Consider the following 20,712-nt stretch of genomic DNA (forward strand, 5'->3'; position numbering starts at 1 on the left):
CATAGAAAAAAAGTATATTATTTTCATGACTCAGGTTTGCCCTTCCGAAATAGTCAATAATATTAGTAAAGAAGCCGAGAACTTTGACTCCAAAGACCGCCTTTTGAATTTTTCGACAAAAGGCGATTTCCAGACTCCGCTACTGCTAGAAGCGGGCGACCAGTTCTACGAAAAATGGCTCAAGTCGGGCAACCCTCTTACCCTCGACACGTTCCTCCCTGTCTCGCAAACCATTTCTGCACAGCAAAAGACCAGCACCGAGGAACAGTTCCGCAAAGTTTTCAAGGGCAAGGCCGAAGACTTCCTGTGCCCGGATCTTTTCCTGGTCATGGGATTCCTCAAATGGGACGGCAACGCGCTCGCCCCCAGCATCCTGATTCCGCTGAACGTCGGTCCGGACTTGAACTCACTGACGCTTTCGCCCCGTGGCCCTATCGAAAATGTCATCCTGAGAAACAGGCTCAAGGACACCGTCCCGCTGCCGAAAATCGAAGACGCCACCATCAACGGCAAGTTCAGCATCCTGCTGTATTTCTCCCTTTTCGAGAAAGCAATCGCCTCCGAGAAGAAATGGAAGTTCACGCGTCACGGGCTCTGCCTCACCTTCTTCAACACGAACAGGCTCCTGCTCAAGAAGCGGTTCGAACGCGGCTTCAACGATAAGAAGATCGACAGCTCGCCCTTCTTGAAAGGGCTATTGGGTAACGAAGGTTTCCAGTTCAAGGAATCCGTCTTCGAAGAAGCCGATTTCGACCAGGTGTTCAATCCTGCCGACCATTATTTCCTGTACCCCACGGATTCGCATACCACCAAGGTTTCCATAGACGCTCTCGACGAAAAGTCTTCCGCCTATGCCATCCAGGCGCTTCCGGGAACAGCCAAGATCAAGGTCGCAGCCAACATTGTCGCAGAATCGGTTTCCAAGAAAAAGCGTACGCTCGTCGTTGCCCGCAGGTCCATTTCCAAGCAGGACTTCTGTAACGCCCTCTACCCGATGTTCCGCTCGTTCAACGGTCCGGAACGCGACGTAATCGAACAGGATCTGCGCAAGACACGTGAAGATTTCGCCACCTATTTCGGCATCGTCAACAACAAGTCCTCCCTGTGCCCGGGTCCCCTGTCCGACATTCTCAAGGAGTTCCGCGAAAACCCGACTGGCAAGTCCAAGCTGCCGGACTCCATATTCAAGGGCGTCGCCGACCTGTCGTTCGAACAGTACAAGGATGTCAAGGCGACACTCGAAGAGCTGGTATCCCTGTATTTCGAACAAGACGGCATTACCGCCCGCAAGACCTTCGAAAAGATTATGGCTCCGAGCCTGGACAAGGAAACCAAGGCCGAAGTCGCAAAAGAACTCAAGACTGCCAATTCGATGATCGACGAGCTCAAGCCGCTCATCAACATCTTCCAGGAAATCGGCCTATTCCCCACGGGAATCTTTCTCGCTACGTTATCTGAACTCATCGAACTTATCCAGATGTATTTCGACGAAAACACTCCGGATTTCGAAAGATGGGACTTGCGTTCGAACAACTGGCTTGCCTACAAGGACACCCTGCGCGGCCTCCCCGAAGCAGGTGACAAATGGGTCCGTTACCGCAGGCAAACTTCGGACATCTACACCGATGACGCCGTAGACGAAAACGTCCTTGCCGCCCGTGAAGAATTCGCATCGAGCCTCAAGGTAAAGCTCAAGGGGCTTTCGGACCATTACCGCAATTCCCGCAAGGCCTTGATCAAGGTCATCCGCAGTCCCAAGACGGTCTCGTCCGATACGCAGCTGCTCGACCTCATCGACACGCTTATCGACCTGCAAGAAAACAAGAGGGCCTACAGGGATTCCTCCGTTCTCGGAGCACATCTGCTCGGCAAGGACTGGCTCTACGAAAAGTCGAACTGGGTCGAACTCAACAACAAGATAAACTTTATCTACAATTTCCGCGAGATCCACAAGAACGATCCCAGGCTGGATTATCTGCTGCTGGTACTCGAAAACTGGCACAACATCAAGGTCCTGTTGCCGGACATGCCCAAGCATACCAAGTCGCTCCAGGCCCTCATGGAATCCGTCCACAACATTTCGAAGGCGCTCCATCTCGATACGCCGCTCGAAAGCCTCTGTATCGACAAGTGGCTCGACGAAATCGGCTCATGGAACGATAACTGGAACCTGCTGGACGCCCATATCAAGGTGACGACCTTGCTCCAGAAACTTGCGGCCACCGAATGCAAGGAACTCGTCAACTATGCCAGCAATGCCGGATCCGTCAGCAACGACCTGGCCCGAGCCTTTGCGCAATACTGGGCCAAGAACCAGATTCAGCGGCTCAGCAAGAAGTGTCCGGAGCTCTTCGGCTTGCCGCCCAAGGAACGTGCCCAGAAAGGCAAGCTGTACCGCACCCAGCTGGACCAGTTTACCAACGCAAACTTCCGTGCCGTACACGGGCTCATCAAGGAAAATCCCGACCTGCTGCGCATAGCGGCGCTCGACGAAACCTACGACCTCGGCGACATCGTATACGACATCGTCATTATCCTCGACGCCGACTGCATTACTGTCGCCGAAGCCTTCTCCAGCATCTGCATTGCGAACAAGGTAATTCTCATTGGCGACCCGCACATGCCCGCACTGGAACCGCAGCCATTCGACGCATTCCCGAACATTTTGCCGCGCCAGAGCATGTTCTTCCTCGAGAACGTCCTCGCCGCCGCACTCCGCAAGGGCATCCCGACACGTGAACTCTGGTTCACGAACGCCTATAGCGAATTTTCACTTGTCAAGTTTGCCAACTCCAAGATTTACAACTACGGAATCAAGCAGTTGCCGACGCCCAAGAGCGAAAAGGGCAATAGCGACACACTGAAGGTTGTCCCGGACAAGGTCATGGCCATCGCCAAGACGGCCATCCAGCACGCCGAAAGGAACCCCGGGCAGACGCTCGGCATCATCGCGTTCCATCAGGCCCGCTGCTTTGAAATCGATGCGGCTATCCATGCGCTCTTGACCAAGGATTCCCCCGCAGCAAAGTTCTTCGAGCAGACCAACCCGGCAATCCGCTACTACGTCAAGACCCCGGACCGCGCCGTCGACAGATACCGCGACATCATCCTGGTCTGCATCGAGCTCGACGGCAACGACAAGATTTCGGCAGAACACAAGCTGGCCCTCTGCTCCACGTTGGCCAAGCAGGAACTGCAGGTATTCGTCTCCAAGGACGAAGTGGAAATGCACCGCACGCCCAAGGCAAACCTCTTCTGGGATTGGATCAACTACCTCCAGAAAAAGGAACCCCTGGATCCGCCCGAGGTGCAGCACAACGAGTCCCCGCTTACACCGCAAGTTTGTGAATTCCTGGAAAGCCAGGGCATCCGTTACCAGCCCTGCTTTGCGCCGGGAGGCATCGCCGTGGGGCCGGCCATTATCGACGCGAACAATTCCCGCAGGTTCCTCGCCGTTGTCGAAGACGACTGCACTACGGAGCGGTTCCGCGAGTCCATCGAAGACCGCGAATACATTCGCCCGACAATCTTGCGCCAGCTCGGCTGGAAGATCATCAACCTCTGGCTCCCGTTCTGGTACATGGGCGAGAAAGACGAAAAGGACCATCTGATTACGACGATCGCCATCGAGCAGAGCGTTGCTCCGCCGCCCGTCGAAACGGAACTGAACGAAGAAGAAACCGTAGAAGATACGCAGCCAGCACTGAGCACGGAACAGTACAAGGTCGTGCATCCGAAAATCGAAGGTACGCCCCACGACAAGCCTATCGCGGAACTGCCCGCGACATCTATTATATCGCAGCTCAAGTTCTACGTGGACCACGAATCGCCCATTCACGAAGAACTTCTGTTCCAGCGTCTACTCGAGCTGCACCATGTCGACCGCGCCGGTCCCATGATCCTGAAGGCCATGAACGACGCCATCAAGGCAGGAATCCAGAAACAGCGATTCATCAAGACCGGAAAGTTCTTCTACTCCACGAAGAGCACGCCCGCTGTCCTCAGGGATCGCCGTTCCAGACCGGATTCCGAACGCAAGTTCCAGTACGTCGCTCCCGAAGAACGCGCCCTACTGCCGTCTTCCATGGACGAACAATCTATCCGCCAGGCACTGGGCCTTCTGGAATAGGATTAGCCGTCCCACAAGCCACCAACCACCAACCACTTGAAGGATGACTCGGTAGCCGCGGTTTGCGCCAGGCTATTTAATCTTCACGACGAAGGCGTTGATGTTGTATGCAGAAAGTTCGCGGGCCTTGTCGTCCGCAGCCTTCTTGGTAGTCCATCCGCCGCCACGAAGCTTGTAGAACGGGGCGTCGAAAACGACCTGGATTGCATAGCCGGTACTGGCCGAAATCTGTGCGCGGCGACGCTGTGCCGCATCGAAATCGGCAACCGCCTCGAACTGCAGCATGTAGTAGCCGTCCGACTTGGCAGACTTGGCCGCACCTTTCCCGGAAACAGCCTTCTGGGATACGTCGGTCGTATCGCGCAGGGAATTGTTCAAGACAGGCTTGTATTCATTTCCACGAAACAGGGAATCCAGGTCCGTCGGTTCTCCGGCCCATACCAGGCCGGCCATCGCAAGGGCTAATAGCATTTTTCGCATGAACCAAATTTACAAAAAAAGAGGGCGGCGCAAGGCCGTCCTCTTCATTGTTGCAATTGTTTCGGTTACTTCTTCTTGGGACCGCGACGTACACCCCAGACTTCGGTGCCGTCCAGCTTGTTCTTCTTCTTGAACGCACCCAGGTAGACATAGGAGCTCCACTTCACGATGTAGGCGCCCGTACCCACCAGACGGTTCTTGTCCGAAGTCATGTTCCAGGCGATGTAGAAGTTCTGGTTGGAGTCGAAGCAAGTCTTGCCTTCACCAAAGTACTTCTGGTCCGTACATTCGATCTTTTCACTCTTGTGAGTAACGAAGTTACCCAGGTTGGTGAAGATATCCATTTCGTACTGGAAGTAAACTTCTTCCGGCTTCACGTTCTTGTACTGTTCGCTGGAATTCTTGAGCGACTTCATGTCGGTTCTCAGGTACTTACCCACGGTATGCGGGAAGCTGTCCTTGACATCCTGCAGGCTGAACTTCTGCGGAACGAGGAAGGCTTCGATCGTCGGGTTGTTGATCTTGGAAATATCCGTAGAACCGATATTGATAGAAGCATCGTCCACAGCGGCAGCACCTTCGATTGCTACCCACGGGCTCGGCAGACGGGCTTCGCCAGCCAGGTAATCCGTCGGGGAGTTCCAGTGCATGGAAGCATCGCCGGCAACACGATACTGGGCAGTCAGCGTCAAGTCCGTGGTATCCTTCCACATGTCGGCCTTGCCGTCCGTACGGAAGCGGATGAAGTCACCCACGTGCGGAGACGGGTTCTGGACATCGTTGTTGGCAAAGCGGACCTTGACAGTGTCCTTGACCGTAGGACCGTTCTGGGAACGGGCGGCACGGTAGCGGGCAGAGCTGCTGAGTTCGGTTGCAGAGTTCAGGTAGAACTGGAAACCTTCCTTCTGGTAAGTTTCGTCCAACGAAGCCGGTTCAGAGAACGAGACCGTCAAGATGTCGAACGAGCTACCTTCAGCTTCGGGCATCACAGTCGCAGAAAGGATAATCGGAGCCATACGGTCGGTCATACCCTTGTCGAAGGAAGTCTTCACAGTCTTGCCCTTCCAGATGTATTCCGTGAAGGAGTAGATCTTGTTATCGAGCTTCACGTGAGTCCTTACCTTGCTGCTGAACGCAGAGTCGGCAACGAGACCGATAACGCGCTTGTCCGTAGACTTTTCGTAGGCAGCCTTTACCTTTGCGGCATCGAACTGGTACGAGCACTTCAAGGACTTATCCTTCGAGTTGTTGGAAAGACCCATCTGGTAGGGGTTGATTTCTACCTGGTGATCTTCATCGAAATTAACGCAGATGAAGGCCGGGACAGAGTCCGGATGGATTTCACGGTCGTAGATGATCGCGATGGAGTCACCACGGCCATCGAGGTATTCCTGGTCTTCACTGAAGTACGGACTCGGGATTTCTACGGCGGACCTCTTCTTGCCCTTGATATCGAAAATGTCGGCAACGACAGGCATCGGTGCAGGCGGCTTGTAGAAGTGCATGTTGCCATAGGCGGCTGCGATGCTATTGTTATCGATACTGGCAACGATAATGCTAGCCGCATTCGGGTCGGCATATTCCATACCGGACTTGATACGTACCAGGGCCACACCTTCCGTGAACATCGATACCGCACCGGTAACGCTTTCCGAAGCCGTAATAATATCGGCAATCAAGAAGGAGCATTCCGTGCAGAGGCTTCCCGTCACCGGGTTCATGGCAATCAGGTACAGGTCCACATCGCTGTTCACCCAGTGGAAATATTCTTCACCCGTCACCGGATCCGTATTCGGGTCGCCCGTCAGCGGATTCCAGGTCAGCGGATTGCCTTCGGCATCCTTGGTCAAGGGTTCCGCGAACATAATCTGCGGAGCCATGAAGGTCAGCGTAGCGGAAGTCTTGCCGGCCGAAACCGTCACCAGCTTGGACGCTTCGGCACCAAGGCCGCTCAGCGGGACAAGCACCCAAACCGTATCGATACCGGACTCGCCGATTGTTCTGGCCAATGATGCCAGCGGAGTCTGGGCGTCTTCGGATTCATAGACCACGGCACCTTCAGAAACATTCAGCTGGTAGGACTGACCCTTGGCAGAAATCAAGTCCACGCCGCCCTGGCCATCCGGAGCGGAAACGTACACCGGAATGCGGGTCCCTGCCATAGCCTTGTCCTGGTAGGTCCACTTTGTACCAGAAGCGTACAGGCTCGCTTCGTTATCGGTATTGATGAATTCCACATTTTCAGTGATAACACCGAGGTTACCCTTCACGCGGAACTGATAGTAAGACTTCTTTCCGTTCACTTCGAAGTTCAAACGGTAGTTTCCGGGAGGAAGCCCGATAATATCGTTCGGATACACGACCGGGACCTTGGGATTCGTAAGGTCGATACCGCCATAGTTCTTGCGGCCCGTTTCGAGCGTTGCGATAAGGTCGCCCTTACGCGTCGTGATGGTATAAACTATTGTTGCCTGGATCTTGTCACCGCACTGAAGTGAAGACGTTCCACCACCTCCGGCAGCGCCAAGGGCAACCGCGGCGCAGTCGCCGCCACCGGACGTTTCAACGCAAATATCCATTTTAAGGCCACCGTCAGCAGTCTGGGCTGTGGTAAAATCGATACCCGTGGACTGCTTGATATACATGTTCGTCTTGATAATCACGTTACTCATCGTAGTACGACGGTCACAGAAGAAGATATCAATCGGGTAATCCTTACCCGGGACAAGCAAGCAGTCGTCTCCCGAGCAACCCGGAGTATAAGTAGTATTCAGGTTTTTCAGCACAACGTGACCCGGGGCGGCCAAGTGGGCGCCACCGTTATCCACGGCAAGTCTCTTGTTGATGAACACCCAGATATCGTCGTCACCACGGAAGGTGAATTCCTGGGTTTCGTTATAGGTAAACGTCGCATGCGATTCAAAGCAGAAATGCTGGTTGCGCGTCTCGGTCTTAGCATAATTGTCACTGGATTCATAGCCCCAACGCATAAAGTCGGGGTCACAGTAGCTACCCCAGCACCACAGAGCCGGTTTATCTGCACCACCAGGATTAAGGTCATTACCATCGGCAAACTTGCCTTCGCACTTTTTCGTGCCTTCCGGGAATCCCGGAGTCCAGCAATAGTGGTCCAAATCCACACCGAGAATGGCCTTGGCATTATTGGGCACAGGACCCGCTGCAGGACGTTTCTTTCTCACACCGGCAGTCGGGCCGGCCTTGACCTGCTGGCCATTGATGGTCAGCGTAACCACTCCGGCATCAGTAGCATCTTCTAGCGGATAGAACCCCCCCACGAGGTCGTTGGTAACCATGGAATCGGAATCGAAACCCCAACGGGTATCGTTCCCGTAATGGCGGAACGGCATGTCATAGCACTGAACCTCGTTTACATTCGGAGTATAGTTGAACAGTTTCTGGAAATTCGTTTGGTTGCCAAAGCACTTTACGGCATTGGCAGAACCGGAATACTCCGGCTTGTTGTCGGCGCCCAGCACATCCTTGACAATGCCATACTGTACACCCACGCACGCTTCGTATGGGCCAGCAGGGTTCTTGGCATCCGAGCAGCAGTCCGAGAACACATCGTTGAGCAACATATCCGTATCATAAATAATAGCGGCGAGACTGAAAGTACAACGAGAATTATCGCCAGCTTCGGGAACACCGGGATCGGTCACATACCATCCCTGCGTATTGCCGTCATCGGGCCAGTCATTGTCATCCGGAATAAAGTAAAGCTTGTTAACACCATAAGCCTCGTACAAAACGCTCAAGTCGACCGGAACAGCCGTTTCGTCTTCGCCCCAAAGGCCGTTCAAGCCCAACTGGGCAGTCGGCTTGTTCTTCAGGTACATAACAACGCTTATCGGAGGCGTTTCGAACCACATATACATCCAGCCGCACAGGTCTCCAGCCGGAGCCATGTTGGAATCCTTGAAAGTCACACCGTCCATGGAATAACGGATCATGAGATCGTCGGACTGCCATTCCTTTTCATCGGGAACAAGCACATAGAAGAACTTCGCGGTAGCCGGAGCGCCACCCATGTAGGTTCTACCCGGACTGTCCGGATTTTCCATAATATAGGTTACCGTCCCCTCTCCCGGACAACTAAATTGAGCGGCATTTTTCATTGCATTATTGTCATAGAGTTCAGATTTCACCCACAACGTTTTCTGCAAAATATGAAGCGTATCCTTAGTCGACTGGTTAGGTGCAGCCTTGTCACCAATATTAAAGCCAGCCAAGCCATCACCCCAGCTCACGGTGCTAAGATCAACTACAAAATAACCATCCGATTTCTGCGTGAATCTTTTAGGAGTGGTATTGTTACCCGCGATATAAACGCTTGTCCATGAGTCAGGGGGCTTAATAAATAGCGTTCCGGCGCACTGCGCCCAACCTTCCTGCACTCCTGCAAGAAGCACCATAATACCCAAAGCAAGTCCGGCTAACGTGGTTTTATGTTTTTTCATAATTTCTCTATCCATTTAGGTTCTCCAGCCATAGCATAACAAAAAGACCTGGCTTCTTGCGATGCCACACCGCCATGAAATTTACCCTTTTCTTGGGAAAAAGGGGTGATTTTTTTTAAAATTAAATATTAAATAACATTTACAATCGGTCTAATGTGATTTTAGTTATAAACATGCGGGCTATATCACACCTTTTTTCCGCCGAGGTAAAAAACATTTTACATCAAGCCGTCAAAAAAAGACTTGACACACCATCGGGCGCCCCCGTCGAAAAAAATTTAGTTAAATTTCATACCATAATCGGAGATACCGCATGCAGGATTTTGACCAGACGATAGCGACACCGGGCAAGACAATTCCTTTCAGGAAGTTCGAACTGCGCCCGCACCTTATCGTACTGTACCCGCAGTCCCAATTCAAGCAAATCCCGCTCGAAAAAGGGACTGTCATCCTGGGCCGCGGTCAAGATGCCGAAATCCGGCTTGACGACGAACTGGTCAGCCGCAGGCACTGCGCACTGACCTTTGACGGTAACGCCGTGTCTGTCAAGGACTTAGGAAGCACCAACGGGACTTATGTCGACGGCCAGCCTGTCGATATCAAGACTCTCGAGCCCGACAACCGCCTCCAGATCGGCAAGATGGTCCTGAAAATCGACTTCAAGGACCGCGACGAAGAGGCTTTCGACCGCGAACTTTTCGAGGCGGCCACCATGGACCCGCTCACCAAGATTTCCAACCGCCGCACCTTCTTTGACCGCGGGCTCGGTGAGCTTGCCCTTGCGCGGCGCAACAACTTCTACGTGCATACCATCATGGTGGACGCCGACCACTTCAAGCACGTGAACGACACCTGGGGACACCAGTGCGGCGACATGGTGCTCAAGGAAATCGCCCGCCTGCTGAAAGACGAAAAGCGCGAATCCGACCTGCTCGCCCGCTACGGTGGCGAAGAATTCGTGCTGCTGCTCGCCGGCATCGGTCCCGAAGACGCCAAAAAGAGCGCCGAACGTTTGCGCATGGCCGTAGAACGCCACCGCTTCTCGTGGAACGACACGATTATCCCCGTAACGATTTCCCTCGGACTCGCAAGCAAGCTCGGCGCCGAAATCCCGACCGTCGAAGAGATGATCGCCGAAAGCGACAAACTGCTCTATATTGCCAAGGAAAACGGCCGAAACCAGGTCGCGACAGCATAAGCGGCATATGTTCTCAAAAAAAGTTCTCACTTTTTTGAGAAAATTATGTATATTTAAGGCGTGAACCGCTTTCTAGACATATATCAATTTACGCATTTCCGCAAGTTCCTGGAAGAATACCAGGCGGCCCGCGCCCAGGCGGAGCCGGGATTCACGCGTACCGAAATCTGCAACCTGCTGGGCATGGAAAAGAGCCGCAGCTACTTCGCCGACGTGCTCCGTGGCAAGAAGGTCAGCCCCCGCATGGTGGCAAAGTTCATCGAGGTGCTGGAACTCGACAAGAAGGAGGCCAAGTACTTCGAGACGCTGGTGCAGCTCGACCAGGCGAAAAGTGACGCAGTCCGCAACGCCACGATGCAGGAACTGTTGAAACTGCACCCGAATCCGCAACATATACTGAACGAGGACGCCTACGAGTACTACAGCCGCTGGTATCACAGCGCATTGTTCGCAATACTCGACGCGATGGATGTAGGCGACGACCTGACTCCCGTGCAAAAGAGGATTTTCCCGAAGGTCCCGCTCGGCAAGCTGAAGGACTCTCTCACGCTTTTGGAAAGGCTCGGGCTTGCCCGCAAAGACGAACAGGGATTCTGGAAGCCCACCAAGGAAAGCATCAGCAGCGGTCCGTACAACAACGCGGAGCTCATCAAGCAGTACCAGCTGCAGTGCTTTGAACTCTCGAAGCAGGCGCTCATCACGCCGCCCAAGAAGCCGACCGTCATGAGCACGCTCACGTTCAGCATCTCGAGCGAGGCGTACAAGAAGCTCGAGGCCGAACTGCAGGAATTCAAGGCGAAGGCTAGGCGCATCATCGGCGAAGACAAGGAAAAGGCCGACGGCGTCTACCAGATGAACATCCACCTGTTCTCACTTTTAGACGAAAGACGAGAGACGAAAGACGAAAGATAAGTTTCAGCGTCATCCTGAGCGAACCCTGGAGCGCGAAGCGCGATAGGGGAAGTCGAAGGATCCAGAAGAGGTTTTATGTTTAGACGAAAGACGATAGACGATAGACGAAAGATAAGTTCCAGCGTCATCCTGTTCGCGGGGGCGGTTTTGGCGCTCCTCAGCGCATGCAGCGACAGCACGGACACCGCGGGCGTAATTTCCGAGACGGAATCGGGGAAGACCATCGCGGGCATCGTGACGGACTTTGACGGTAACACCATCAAGGGCGCCAAAGTCGCCCTCATGCGGAGAGACTTCATTGCCGTGAGAGACAATCCCGAAATGGAGACGACCACCGACGATTCCGGGAAATTCTCTTTTGAAGATATAAAAAGTGACTCCTTCAACATCCAGGTCTCATCCGACGGATTGCTGGACTTCAGGAATATTCTCGACATCACGAAGCTTGAGGATTCCGTCTATCGCTTTGAGGTCTCCGAAGGCTCGAACCTGAAGCTGGAACTGAACGCCTACGACCTCGCTCTTGGCGACACGATATGCATCGACGGCTCGCTGAATTGCTTCGTCGTGAATTCCGAAGACATGGACCGTGGCTACATACTGGCCGATGGCATTCCCAATGCTTATTTTGAGAAAATCACCATCATGACTGCAGAAGGCGAAACGGAGACGGATTCCGTCTACTGGAGCTTCCGCTCTGAAGACACCCTCCTTGTGACCAGGGACAAGCCCGGCTATTTGGTGGGACTCCGCAAAATGACATTCAACGACAGTGTCGTGGCAACCCTCAAGGCCATGGATGCAGGCATCACGTTGAAGCACATTCCCATCTTGGTGGAAAGTAAGTCCGAAACAGTCCCAACCCTGATCGATGCCAACGGCTACGAAATCGATTACCTGCTGGATGTAAAATCCGCCAAGGGAAAAGAAGTGTTGCTGATGGACCTTCCCGAAATTTCGGCAAACATGCTGGACGGAAACGTATTAAGCCTGCGCGAAATCGAGCCCACCTACCTTTCCTTCGGGCCCCACCCCTACACCTTTTATAACCTGGACGAATACGACAGCGAAGGCTTCTACGGAACCGGCCTGCACCTGGATTCAACAAAAAAAGACCTCAAGGTCCACAAACATGCCGATGGATTCCCGCTGTTCGAAGACGGAAGTCTAGGGTTCAGTTTTTGGATCAAGGGAGAAGCCCCTGCCGACACCGGGTTCACTATCTTTTCATCTACACCCTCCGTCAACGGAGGCTTTGAAATCAGGCAATGTTCAAAGGACCCCGCCACCATCTGCACAAGAATCTATAGTGGCCTTGAATCCGCATCCACCGACACAACCCTCTACGGAAGCGCCAAAATTCTCGATGGTTCCTGGCACCACTACTTTGTCGTTTTTGTGCAAAAGCACCTGACCATTGCCGTTGACGGGAAAACCATCCGCAACACCGATATCAAAATTAGCGACGATTTTTCTGAATTGCAGTTCAACATTGGTATCGGAGGGAAAAACGCCTTCAATGGAGAAATCGACGAAATCTTCCTCACGTCTTTCGACGATTCCATCCGGGCCAAAGGCGACACCACCTGGCAGCAACTGCAAAGCTGGCTCAGCATTTTTTACGAATTGCAAAAAGAACCCGCCATCCTAGACTAGAATCTGTTTATTCCTGATTCTTTGTGATTGTCGCCGCACTCTTGCGGCGATATCTTTGTATATTTTCCTTTATGAAACGTCTCGCTCACAACAAAAGCAAATGCCTGCAGTGCGCCGGCTGTGTCGGCGTGTGCCCCAAGATGGCGCTTGACATGTACGGTCTCGACCTGCAAATCGATAACGAGAAGTGCATCAAGTGCGGCATCTGCACAAAGGCGTGCCCTGTCGGTGCACTCAAGATTACGGAGGGCGGCGATGCTTGATTCCAATTACGATGTCGTGGTGATTGGCGCCGGGCCCGGAGGCTCCGTTGCCGCAAGGAACCTCGCACGGGCGGGGCACAAGGTTTTGCTCCTCGAAAAGCGCGAACGCATCGGATTCCCGGTACGTTGCGGAGAGGCGAGCACCACGCTGGCCGACCTCCAGACATACGGTCCCATCGACGAGAGCTGCATCGAGAGCATCATCAACGGCCTTTACATTTACGGCCCGAACGGCGTGAACATCGAAGTCCCCAAGCCGGGTACGGGCATCATGCTGAACCGCGAAGTTTTCGACCCGTGGCTCGCGAAGCTCGCCACCGATGACGGCGCAGAGGTGGAAACTTGCGCCCGTGCTGAATTCGTAGGCGATGTCGAAGGCGGCAAGCGCATGGTCCGCGTCGTGCTTGGCAAGGGCGACGGGAACGGGAGCGTTACCGAAATAGGCAAACAAGAAATTTTCGCCAAGATGGTCATCGCGGCCGACGGCGTGGAAAGCCGCATCGGGCGCATGGTGGGCCTCAAGAGCGCACAAGACCCGCGTGAAACATGCACGGGTGTCGACATCCAGGTACAGGGACTTTTAACCAGGCCCGACTACCTCACCTTCTGGCAAGGCCACGACTTTATCAACGACGGTTATATCTGGAGCTTCCCGAAGCAGAAGTCGAACGTCACGAACTTCGGCGCCGGATTCCTCGCGAACGGAAAGCACGACGGTAACATCCTCGAAATCACGATGGAATGGCTCGAGAAGCTTTTCCCGGGCGCAAAGATCAACCATACCGTCGGCGGGCTCGTGCCCGTCTCCAGCACGCTCAAGGATTACACGCTCGACCGCCTGGCCCTCGTGGGCGACGCCGCCCACCACACCAACCCGCTCACGGGTGGTGGCATCGCTGCCGCGATGAGAGCCGGCCGTTTCTGCGCCGAGTACGTGGACCAGGGGCTCAAAGCCGGAGACCTTTCGAAGGCTTTCCTCAAGCAGTACGAACAGCGCTGCTACGGCTACTTCGGCAAGATGCACGACTTCGAATACAAGTTCCGCCGGTTCCTGCTCGCCATCAACCGCGAAGACCAAATCGGGCTCTACAAGGTATTGCAGGGGTTCGCCCTAAGCGGATACAAGAAGAGCGCCTTCTTGAAGACGCCCATCCAAACCGCCAAATACCTCTATAAATTCGCGATGTTCAAATAATTCACAAGAACAACAACAGAAGGACTCCCATGACAAAACGGAACGGATTCACGCTCATCGAAATAATGGTCGTCATCGTCATCATGGGCATTCTTGCCGCCGTGGGCATTCCCAAGCTGTTCGGCATGATTGCCAAGGCTAAATCCTCGGAACTTCTCTCCGCAGCAGGCACCTACATTCACCTTCAAGACGCATACCTACAGCAAGGACTTGGCGTCGGGTCTTGGCAAAAAATCGGCTATACAGCCCCCGGAAACGGAAAGTCCAATTATTTCGAATACGGCGATTGCCTTCAAGAATCCTCCCAAGAGAGCGAGAACAACTACATTGGCTGGCATGCGACAAACCTTTCCGGTCTCAACGAATGTTCCAAAGGTAGTTCCTGGGCCATTGTCCTCACGCCCGCCGGCCAACAAATGGCTTATTATGCTCAATTAGCATCAGCCGCAGAATGTGCGACCTTTTCCAAATACTGGGAAGTCGGCAACATCAACGTTAACGCCTGTTCCGCAGAAGCCACGCAACCCGCACAGAGTGATTCTGATGACGAATGCATCGCAAGTAACGGACATGGCGCCGGCCTTGAACACGCTTGGGGACAACAAAAGAAATGCGACCCGGACGCCGAGAAACCCGGCAATGGTAACGGCAACGAGAATAATAACGGGAATGGAAACGGGAATGGAAACGGAAACGGGAATGGGAGTGGAAAAGGCGGCAAAAAAAGTTAGCCAGTTCCCTCGCTACTCTTCCTGCTTCACGTAGTACATCCAGCCGAGGTCCGCACCGCGCACGGGGAACAGACTCACGGCACCGGCCTCGTTCACGACAACGGCTATGCCGGCCATGTAGTTGATCCACTTGCCGCTTTCATAGAACTTGAGGTCAATTTCCCTGTTCGTCGCATAGACCGTGAGAGGTTCCAGCAACACGTCGTGACTGACCAGGATGCTTACGCGTTTCCAGTTATCCATATTCGCAAGGATTACTTCGTTCACAAAACGGTGTCCCCTCTGGAACAGGTCATAGAAGAAGTCATTGGCGACATTGGCGACAAACCTATTGGTAATCTGCGCCCCGTAAGCCCACTGGGAGATATTCTTCCACGAGCCCCCGCGCTTACCCACAAGGGTATCGAGTTCGCTTGTCGGCACCTTGAGGAAATATCCGCCATTGATTCCGTCCCAAGTGACAGTCTGGTATCCGGTCTCCCCACGGCCCTTGGCAATGTTGTTGCAGGTTTCTCGAGTACGGATGAAATCGGTCGAGGCATAATAGAAGCTTTCGTCGCCGCCAGCCATGTCGGCACCGAGATTCAAGGCCATCTGCACGCCGTTCTCGGTCAGTTGCGATTCCTGGCCTTCGCTCTTTCCGCGTTCGGAATGACGGAGCACGAACACCACCTTGCTTGTAGCAGGCAACGCCTTGTAGATGTCGGCGACATAGTAAAAGCCGTTGGAATCCGGCGTTACGGCAAGCGAAGGATCGATAGTATAGAGGAGCTCGGCCGGATCGGTCGGGGCGACATAGTTTGACTCGCTGGATTCAACTGCAGACGAAGATTCAACAGTCGGGCTGGAAGTCACCGCGGCATCGCTAGACGCAATCACCGTCGCACTGGACGTGGCGACATCTGCGCTCGATACGGGTGTTCCCTGGGAGGCGCAAGAAGCCGGAGCCTGCTGTTCGGCGACATCTTCGGACGGGGAACTGGACGAATCGCCTCCGCATCCCGCAACAAAAAATGTAAAGGCAAAAACCCCGGTAAAAAGGCAAATTTTCTTGGAGGACAAGCGGGCTATATGCATAAAAGCTCCTTGATTGTGAATACCATCATAATTTAATATTTTCTTTTGCCACACCCCGTAAAAATTTCTAAACTTGAAGCGAGAAAATTCAAACCCTAACACGTAGGTGTAATTTCATGGCAAAAGCAACCAAGAAAGCAGAAGAAGTCGAAGTGCTCGGCACCGACGCGGAATCGTTCCGCAAGGCGTTCACCGACCACATCCACCACACGCTCGCCCGTAACAAGGTGACCGTGACCGACCACGAAAAGTTCCTCGCTGTCGCATACGCCGTCCGCGACCGCCTCGTCGACCGCTGGATCAAGACCCAGGAGACCTACTACAAGCAGGACGTGAAGCGCGTCTACTACCTCTCCCTCGAATTCTTGATTGGCCGCACGCTCGGCAACTCCGTGCTGAACCTCGACGTCGAAAGCGCCGTCACCGAAGCGCTCGACGAAATCGGCATGACGCTCGAAGAACTCCGCGAACAGGAAGTCGACGCGGGTCTCGGTAACGGTGGCCTAGGCCGCCTCGCCGCCTGCTTCCTCGACTCCATGGCAACGCTCGAGCTCCCGGCCACCGGCATGGGCATCCGCTACGAATACGGCATGTTCAGCCAGAAGATTGTGAACGGCGAGCAGGAAGAACAGCCGGACAACTGGCTGCGCCTCCCGAACCCCTGGGAAATCGCCCGCCCGGCCAACGCCATCAAGGTCCCGTTCTACGGCTACGTGGTAAGCTGGATGGACGATCACGGCAAGCTCCGCAACCGCTGGGAAACGAAGGACTACGTGCTCGCCCTCCCGTACGACACCCCGATTCCGGGCTACAAGAACAACACCGTGAACAACCTGCGCCTCTGGAGCGCGAAGTCCACCGACGACTTCGGCCTCAGCTACTTCAACAACGGCGACTACATCGCCGCCGTGCAGGACATGGAACTCTCCGAGACCATCTCCAAGGTGCTGTACCCGAACGATTCTTCCATGAACGGTAAGGAACTGCGCCTCAAGCAGCAGTACTTCCTGTGCTCCGCCTCCCTGCAGGATATCATCAAGCGTTTCAAGAAGCTCCATGACGGCGATTGGAAGAAGTTCCCCGAGAAGGTCGCCATCCAGCTGAACGACACGCACCCGGCAATCTCCATCGCCGAAATGATGCGCATTCTCCTCGACATCGAGAACATGGAATGGGACGACGCCTGGGACATCGTCACCAAGACGTTCGCCTACACGAACCACACCCTGATGCCGGAAGCCCTCGAAAAGTGGCCGGTCAGCCTCTTCGAAAAGCTGTTGCCGCGCCACCTGCAGATCATTTACGAAATCAACGCACGCTTCTTGCGCATGGTCTCCATGAAGTGGCCCGGCGACAACGACCGCCTCGCCCGCATGAGCCTCATCGAAGAAGGCGGCTGCAAGATGGTCCGCATGGCCTACCTCTCCATCGTGGGCTCGTTCGCCGTGAACGGCGTGGCCGCCCTCCACAGCGACCTTTTGAAGACCACGCTCTTCAAGGACTTCTACGAACTGTGGCCCGAGAAGTTCAACAACAAGACGAACGGCGTGACGCCGCGTCGCTGGGTCCGCAAGGCGAACCCCGCCATGTCCGAACTCATCACCTCCAAGATCGGCGAAAGCTGGGTCAAGGACCTCGATGACTTGCGCAAGCTCGAGAAGTTCGCGAAGGACGCCGAATTCCAGAAGGCCTTCATGGCCGTCAAGAAGCAGAACAAGGAACGCCTCGCCAAGTACCTCAAGGAAACGCAGGGCGTGGACCTCGACACCAACATGTTCTTCGACGTGCAAGTGAAGAGAATCCACGAATACAAGCGCCAGCTCCTGAACATCCTGCATGCCATCCACCTGTACATCCAGCTGAAGGACGGCAAGGAAATCCTGCCGCGCACCATCATGATTGGCGGTAAGGCCGCTCCGGGTTACTGGATGGCCAAGCAGATTATCCGCCTCGCAAACGCCGTGGCTGCCATTATCGACGCCGACCCGGTTTGCAAGGGCAAGCTCAAGATGGTGTTCCTCGAGAACTACCGCGTCTCCTTCGCCGAGAAGATCATCCCGGCAGCAGACCTCTCCGAACAGATTTCTACCGCGGGCACCGAAGCCTCGGGTACCGGCAACATGAAGTTCGCCTTGAACGGCGCACTCACCATCGGTACGCTTGACGGCGCCAACGTGGAAATGAAGGAAGAAGTCGGCGACGAGAACATCTTCATCTTCGGCCTCACCGTGGAAGAAGTCACCGACCTGCTCGCCAAGGGCTACCGTCCGCGCGACTTCTACGAGAAGGACGACGACCTGCGCCGCGTTATCGACCTCATCGGTTCCGGCTTCTTCAGCCCCGACCGTCCGGACCTGTTCAAGCACATTGCCGACAAGCTCCTCACCCACGACCCGTACATGCTCTGCGCCGACTTCCGCAGCTACGTGGACATGCAGGCCAAGGTGGCGAAGGAATACCAGAACAAGAAGGCATGGGCCGAGAAGGCTATCCTCAACGTGGCCCGCATGGGCAAGTTCAGTTCCGACCGTACCATCAAGCAGTACGCCGAGGAAATCTGGCACGCCAAGCCCTGCAGCATCAAGCTGTAAGTTAGACGAAAGGACGGACCTGCGGTCCTACAGACGAAAGATTGCAGGTCCAGCGTCATCCTGAGGGTGCGAAGCGCCCGAAGGATCCAGGCAAGAATATTAAAAGTCCCGCGAGAAATCGCGGGATTTTTTATAGGGGCACATGCAAGTCAGTTGCCCGCCAAGGCCTCGTATTCATTCGCCTTACGTTTGAGCATCCCGCCGTAAGCGATATGGGTGGCCCCTAGCCCAATCAGGGGAACAGCGATTATCATTGATGACGTTGTATTTTTTTGGGTAACGGCATAAGCCGTTCCAAGAGTTAGCAATAAACCACCCAAAGAAAAGCCCCATAAGGAAGCATTGTTATAGAGGCCTACCACACATTGGTTAAAAACCGAAATGTTTGTTTTTTCGCGACACTGGGCTTTTTTCTTAAGGCCTCTAAACATTTCGTCATTTAAAAGTTCAGTGTATGCCAGATTCACAGAAGTTGAATCTTGTCCATACTCTTGTTCATATTTGAGCTTGATTTCGTCATAACGTTCCGTAAAAAACGCTTTTCGATTCTTATACTCTTCAAGTCGTTCTGGCACCTTGCGTTGTGCTGACAACGAGGTCCATCCGGCCATAAACAAGGTCACGCCCCCAAAGATAAGCACTGCAGGAATCACTCCCGCACCAATGGCATAGCCAGCGCCACCAGCTCCCGCAATATCACTCAAAAAATAGATGCCATAACCAAGGCTGAGTCCGCCAAGGCCTATCCCCAAAACGCCCCACGATATATCTCCAACCTCAGCTTCCGTATCTTCAATTAGATTTTGATAGTAATCAATGCTATCCAAGAGGACAGCCGGGTCTACATCCTTAACTTCCAGTGAATCATTCATTTGTGCAAAAGCATTCAACGAAAGAAAAAGGCAAAGCACAAGGAATAATTTATTTATACGAGAATTCTGCATACCTTTCCACAAAATAAGAAAAAATGCACCACCGCGAGCGACAACTGTAATTAAAAAGTCCCGCGACGATGAGCCGCGGGACTTTTGGGGGTTTGGAGGAGAAAAAATCGTTTAGCGTGCATTCACGCGCATGGTGCGCGGACCGATTTTCAGTATAAACGTTCCCGTATGCGGGAGCAGCGTCGACTCGGCGGAAGTCGCCATGCGCTTGGTCAAGAGCAAGCGACCCTGCATGTCAAAAACCGCCATCGTGCTACCCTCAGCATTCCAGACCTGCAACACGCGACCTGCGGTAGAGACAGCGAACTGCGAGGCAAAATCCGTACCGCGAATTGCATCGGAAGCCGCGCTACTGCTGGAAGCTCCGGGATCGATACTCGAACTTGATTCGACAGGCTCTGCGACCTCGCTACTGCTGGACTTTGCAGAGGAACTCGATGCAGGCGCCGTGCCGTTTCCCGTCACGGTAATCGTCCCGCTCTTCGATACATTTGTCGAAGCCCCCGTGGTGGTGACCGTAAACTTGTACGTACCTGCAGCCGCATCCTGCGCGACCGTTCCGGAGATGTAGAAATCGCTACCCTTCATCGTTCCCGCAACGCCTTCGGGGAGCCCCGTAACGGTCGCACCCGTGGCTCCCGCCACCGTGAAGAAGAACTCAGCGATTGGCTCGCCCGCAGCGACAGTCTGCGTGGTACTGCCCGAGCCATGCTTCGTAAGGCTCGCCTCGCCCGCGACAGCCCCCTGCGACGAGCTAGACTTCGCAACGCTGCTGCTGGACTTCGCCGAAGAACTCGATGCCACGCTGGAGCTCGACTTTGCGCTGCTAGAACTTGCAGGAGTCACCACGGTCGATGCACCCGGATCCGGGAGCGTCGCACCTGCATACAACTTAATAGAATCGCGCAGGGCATACGCCTTCGCCTGCGTGCTCACGTCGGTGAGGCTCATGGAATAGCTTGGCTTGAACGCCGTGCCCGTACCAGCCTGCGGCTTCTTCACATTCTCTTCGTAATTTTCGATCATCTGTGCCGCCGTGATGGCACCGTCGCTCGTGT

At 54.2% G+C, this 20,712-nt stretch carries 12 protein-coding genes and 1 pseudogene; 8 read left to right on the top strand and 5 right to left on the bottom strand.

Annotated features, from left to right (window positions below):
* Positions 1-25: 25 nt before the first annotated feature.
* Entirely contained in the window at positions 26-4,129 is a 4,104-nt protein-coding gene (locus B3M32_RS04795) for a hypothetical protein (RefSeq protein WP_290743927.1), read from the top strand.
* 72 nt (positions 4,130-4,201) lie between these two features.
* Here the strand turns inward: B3M32_RS04795 and B3M32_RS04800 are convergent, their stop codons facing one another.
* Entirely contained in the window at positions 4,202-4,609 is a 408-nt protein-coding gene (locus tag B3M32_RS04800; RefSeq protein ID WP_290743928.1) for an SPOR domain-containing protein, read from the bottom strand.
* Between the two features lie 65 nt (positions 4,610-4,674).
* Positions 4,675-8,691 carry a fibro-slime domain-containing protein gene (locus B3M32_RS04805; RefSeq protein ID WP_290743929.1) on the bottom strand — a complete coding sequence of 1,339 codons (4,017 nt, stop codon included), beginning with the start codon at positions 8,689-8,691 and terminating at the stop codon, positions 4,675-4,677.
* A 709-nt stretch (positions 8,692-9,400) separates the two neighbouring features.
* Here B3M32_RS04805 and B3M32_RS04810 point away from each other — a divergent pair.
* The 6 genes from B3M32_RS04810 (at position 9,401) to B3M32_RS04835 (ending at position 15,042) form a co-directional block, all read left to right on the top strand.
* Complete coding sequence (locus B3M32_RS04810; RefSeq protein WP_290743930.1) at positions 9,401-10,285, top strand: GGDEF domain-containing protein; 885 nt, start codon at positions 9,401-9,403, stop codon at positions 10,283-10,285.
* 60 nt (positions 10,286-10,345) lie between these two features.
* Complete coding sequence (locus tag B3M32_RS04815) at positions 10,346-11,197, top strand: TIGR02147 family protein (RefSeq protein WP_290743932.1); 852 nt, start codon at positions 10,346-10,348, stop codon at positions 11,195-11,197.
* A 75-nt stretch (positions 11,198-11,272) separates the two neighbouring features.
* Positions 11,273-12,853, top strand: coding sequence for a LamG-like jellyroll fold domain-containing protein (locus B3M32_RS04820; RefSeq protein ID WP_290743933.1), 1,581 nt, complete (start codon positions 11,273-11,275; stop codon positions 12,851-12,853).
* Between the two features lie 71 nt (positions 12,854-12,924).
* Positions 12,925-13,116 carry a 4Fe-4S binding protein gene (locus B3M32_RS04825; RefSeq protein ID WP_290743934.1) on the top strand — a complete coding sequence of 64 codons (192 nt, stop codon included), beginning with the start codon at positions 12,925-12,927 and terminating at the stop codon, positions 13,114-13,116.
* The gene (locus tag B3M32_RS04830; protein ID WP_290743935.1) at positions 13,109-14,311 is read left to right on the top strand and encodes an NAD(P)/FAD-dependent oxidoreductase; all 1,203 of its coding nucleotides are present in this window, start codon (positions 13,109-13,111) and stop codon (positions 14,309-14,311) included. The genes B3M32_RS04825 and B3M32_RS04830 overlap by 8 nt, the downstream gene beginning before the upstream one ends.
* A gap of 29 nt (positions 14,312-14,340) precedes the next feature.
* Positions 14,341-15,042, top strand: a complete 702-nt coding sequence (locus B3M32_RS04835) for a type II secretion system protein (RefSeq protein ID WP_290743936.1) — start codon at positions 14,341-14,343, stop codon at positions 15,040-15,042.
* A 12-nt stretch (positions 15,043-15,054) separates the two neighbouring features.
* Here the strand turns inward: B3M32_RS04835 and B3M32_RS04840 are convergent, their stop codons facing one another.
* Entirely contained in the window at positions 15,055-16,119 is a 1,065-nt protein-coding gene (locus tag B3M32_RS04840; protein WP_290743937.1) for a histidine phosphatase family protein, read from the bottom strand.
* A 116-nt stretch (positions 16,120-16,235) separates the two neighbouring features.
* Here B3M32_RS04840 and B3M32_RS04845 point away from each other — a divergent pair, with 116 nt between their 5' ends.
* A complete protein-coding gene (locus B3M32_RS04845) occupies positions 16,236-18,710 on the top strand; it encodes a glycogen/starch/alpha-glucan phosphorylase (RefSeq protein ID WP_290743938.1) in 2,475 nt (824 codons plus the stop codon).
* A 149-nt stretch (positions 18,711-18,859) separates the two neighbouring features.
* Here the strand turns inward: B3M32_RS04845 and B3M32_RS04850 are convergent, their stop codons facing one another.
* Positions 18,860-19,654 carry a hypothetical protein gene (locus tag B3M32_RS04850; RefSeq protein WP_290743940.1) on the bottom strand — a complete coding sequence of 265 codons (795 nt, stop codon included), beginning with the start codon at positions 19,652-19,654 and terminating at the stop codon, positions 18,860-18,862.
* A gap of 111 nt (positions 19,655-19,765) precedes the next feature.
* Positions 19,766-20,712: pseudogene (locus B3M32_RS04855) on the bottom strand (pectate lyase); the annotation flags it as partial.

Source organism: Fibrobacter sp. UBA4309, assembly GCF_002395745.1.
Lineage (GTDB): Bacteria > Fibrobacterota > Fibrobacteria > Fibrobacterales > Fibrobacteraceae > Fibrobacter.